4 protein-coding genes are annotated in these 3,433 nt (G+C 73.5%); all 4 read left to right on the top strand.

The genetic code is table 11. The features are described 5' to 3' along the window. Positions 1-807: sugar phosphate isomerase/epimerase family protein (locus tag GRC12_RS42885; RefSeq protein WP_208785855.1), on the top strand; the 807-nt coding region annotated here is incomplete at its 5' end. Next, positions 804-1,649, top strand: a complete 846-nt coding sequence (locus tag GRC12_RS42880; protein ID WP_208785854.1) for an EboA domain-containing protein — start codon at positions 804-806, stop codon at positions 1,647-1,649. The genes GRC12_RS42885 and GRC12_RS42880, both read left to right, overlap by 4 nt. After that, positions 1,649-2,497, top strand: a complete 849-nt coding sequence (locus GRC12_RS42875; RefSeq protein WP_208785853.1) for a TatD family hydrolase — start codon at positions 1,649-1,651, stop codon at positions 2,495-2,497. The genes GRC12_RS42880 and GRC12_RS42875 overlap by 1 nt, the downstream gene beginning before the upstream one ends. A 3-nt stretch (positions 2,498-2,500) precedes the next feature. Continuing rightward, positions 2,501-3,433, top strand: a 933-nt coding sequence (gene eboE / locus GRC12_RS42870; protein WP_208785852.1) for a metabolite traffic protein EboE, incomplete at its 3' end; no start/stop codon positions are given.

The raw sequence follows: 3,433 nt of genomic DNA, 5'->3' as shown, positions 1-3,433 counted from the left end.
CTCGACCACATGCACCTCGACCCCCTCGCCCCCGACCTCACCTCCCGAACCCGCCGTGTCGCCCAACGCCTGGACGCCCTCGGCCTGGACGTCACCGTCGAGACCGGCGCCCGCTACGTACTCGACCCGCGCCGCAAGCACGGCCCCTCCCTGCTGGACCCCGACCCCGACGACCGGGGCCGGCGGGCCGGGCTGCTGATCCGCGCCGTCCAGGTCGCCGCCGACCTCGGCGCTCACGCCGTGCACTGCTTCAGCGGGATCACCCCGGCCGGCACGGACCCGGACACGGCGTGGAAACGTCTGGCCGAGTCACTGACCCCCGTCCTGGAGGCCGCCGCCGACGCGGGCGCTCCCCTCGCCGTCGAACCGGAACCCGGCCATCTCCTCGCCACCCTCGCCGACTTCCACCACCTCCGCCGCATCCTCGGGGACCCGGAACACCTCGGTCTGACGCTCGACATCGGTCACTGCCAGTGCCTCGAACCCCTCTCTCCCGCCGACTGCGTACGCGCCGCCGGTCCCTGGCTCCGGCACGTCCAGATCGAGGACATGCGCCGCGGCGTCCATGAGCACCTGCCGCTCGGAGAGGGCGAGATCGACTTCCCGCCCGTCCTCGCTGCCCTCGCCGCCACCGGCTACCAGGGCCTGATCGTCGTCGAACTGCCCCGCCACTCCCACGCGGGCCCCCACTTCGCCGAACACTCCCTCCCGTTCCTCCGTCGCGCGGCGACGAAAGCCGCTCGGTCGCCCGACGCCGCACCGCACGGCGATCCCTCCGCCACCCCCGAAGGGAGCAGCACCCCATGACGCATCGGCACACCGCCCGGACCACCCCCGGGGCGGCCCACGCGGAGACCGACCGAGACGCGATGTCGCAGATCGACCCCGGGAACACCACGTGGGCCCGCGCGGCGGCAGGACGGACGAGCATCGGAGACCCCGACCGCGCGTCCACCCCCCGTCCCCACGGCAAGGCCCTGGCCGCCCTCACCCCACCGTCCGCCTTGCACCGCCACCTCGTCGCCCGCCTCGGCGAGTCCGCCCGCGCCTGGCTCGAGCAGGCCCTCTCCGAGGCCGCCGCCCAACCCGGCGTCCACGGGCCCATCTCCGCGTGGGAGTTGCGCATCGCCGAGGCCGGTCGCCGCTGCGGACCCGAGCACGCCGACGCCGCCCGCGTGCTGATCCTGCACGCCGCCCGCGCCGGCACCGACGCGCTCGGCCGGGTCTACTTCCAGGGCACCGCCGCCGAACGCCGCGCCGTCCTGTACGCCCTGCCCCATCTGGTCGCCGGCCCCGACGCCGTTCCGCTCGTCGAGGACGCCCTGCGCACCAACGACACCCGCCTCCTGGCCGCCGCCGTCGGCCCGTACGCCGCCCGGCACCTCAGCCCCCATCTCTGGCGCCACGCCGTGCTGAAGTGCCTGTTCACCGGGGTCCCCGTGGACGAGGTCACCGACCTGGACCGGCGGGCCCGCGGGGACGGCGAACTCGCCCGCATGCTCGCCGACCACGCCGCCGAACGCACCGCCGCGGGCCGTGCCGTCCCCCCGGACCTGTACCGCGTCCTGACCCTGAGCGACCCCACGGCCACCCCACCCGCGCCGGCCGCCGAACCCGGCGCCCGAGGCAGCGACGGCAAGGAGTCCTGATGCGCATCTTCGACCCCCACATCCACATGACCTCCCGCACCACCGACGACTACGCCGCCATGCACGCCGCCGGCGTCCGAGCCGTCGTCGAACCCTCCTTCTGGCTCGGCCAGCCCCGCACCTCTCCCGCCACCTTCTTCTACTACTTCGACTCCCTCCTGGGCTGGGAACCCTTCCGTGCCGCCCAGTACGGCATCGCCCACCACTGCACCCTCGCCCTCAACCCGAAGGAGGCCAACGACCCCCGCTGCGCCCCCGTCCTCGACGAACTGCCCCGCTATCTCGTCAAGGACCAGGTCGTCGCCGTCGGCGAGATCGGCTACGACTCGATGACCGCGGCCGAGGACACCGCGCTCGCCGCCCAGCTCCAGCTCGCCGCCGACCACGGCCTGCCCGCCCTGGTGCACACCCCGCACCGGGACAAGCTCGCCGGTCTGCGCCGCACCCTCGACGTCGTCCACGAGTCCGCGCTGCCCCCGGACCGTGTCCTGGTGGACCATCTCAACGAGACCACCGTCAAGGAGGCCAAGGACAGCGGCTGCTGGCTGGGCTTCTCCGTCTATCCCGACACCAAGATGGACGAGGAGCGCATGGTCGCGATCCTGCGCGCCTACGGCCCCGAGCAGGTACTCGTGAACTCGGCCGCCGACTGGGGCAGGAGCGATCCACTCAAGACCCGCAGGGTGGCCGACCTGATGCTGGCGGAAGGCTTCGGTGAGGACGACGTCGACCGGGTCCTGTGGCGGAACCCCGTCGCCTTCTACGGACTCAGCGGCCGCCTGAACCTGGACGTCACGGCCACGGACTCCACCCACGAGGGCAACTCCATCCTCCGTGGCGGGGCGTGAGCCATGCGCTTCCGCCACCTGGACGGCTCCACCGTCCACCTCGCCTACTGCACCAACGTCCACCCCGCCGAAACCCTCGACGGCGTCCTCGCCCAGCTCCGCGAGCACTGCGAACCCGTCCGCCGGCGCCTCGGCCGTGACCGACTCGGCATCGGCCTCTGGCTCGCCAAGGACGCGGCGCACGCCCTGGTCACCGACCCGTCCGCGCTGCGCGGCCTGCGCGCCGAACTCGACCGCCGGGGACTCGAGGTCGTCACCCTCAACGGCTTCCCCTACGAGGGTTTCGGCGCCGAAGAGGTCAAGTACCGCGTGTACAAGCCCGACTGGGCCGACCCCGAACGCCTGGACCACACCACCGCCCTGGCCCGCATCCTCACCGGGCTGCTGCCCGACGACGTCACCGAGGGCACCATCTCCACCCTGCCGCTCGCCTGGCGCACGGCCTGTGCCGAAGACCGCGCCGAGAAGGCCCGCACGGCCCTCGTCACCCTCGCCGAACGACTCGACGCCGTCCATGAGTTGACCGGCCGCTCGATCCGTGTCGGCCTGGAACCCGAACCCGGCTGCGTCGTCGAGACCACCGCGGACGCGATCGACCCGCTCACCCGCGTCGGCCACGACCGCATCGGCGTCTGCGTCGACACCTGCCACCTCGCCACCTCCTTCGAGGATCCGCACACCGCCCTGGACGCGCTCACCGAAGCGCGCGTCCCCATCGTCAAATCCCAGCTCTCCGCCGCCCTGCACGCCGAACACCCCCGCCTCCCCGCCGTCCGTGCCGCCCTGGCCTCCTTCGACGAACCCCGCTTCCTGCACCAGACCCGCACCCTGACGGCCGGCGGCCTGCACGGCACCGACGACCTCGGCGAGGCCCTCGCCGCCGGCGCCCTGCCCGACACGGCACCCTGGCGCGCCCACTTCCACGTCCCCCTGCAC

Source organism: Streptomyces griseorubiginosus (genome assembly GCF_017614965.1).
In the GTDB taxonomy this organism is placed as follows: Bacteria; Actinomycetota; Actinomycetes; order Streptomycetales; family Streptomycetaceae; genus Streptomyces; species Streptomyces griseorubiginosus_B.
Note: the sequence above shows the minus strand (reverse complement) of the source record. Positions and strands in the feature narration are given on the sequence as shown.

Coding starts and splice junctions, on each gene's coding strand:
- GRC12_RS42880 (WP_208785854.1), top strand. CDS start 804: ATGACGCATCGGCACACCGCCCGGACCACCCCCGGGGCGGCCCACGCG.
- GRC12_RS42875 (WP_208785853.1), top strand. CDS start 1,649: ATGCGCATCTTCGACCCCCACATCCACATGACCTCCCGCACCACCGAC.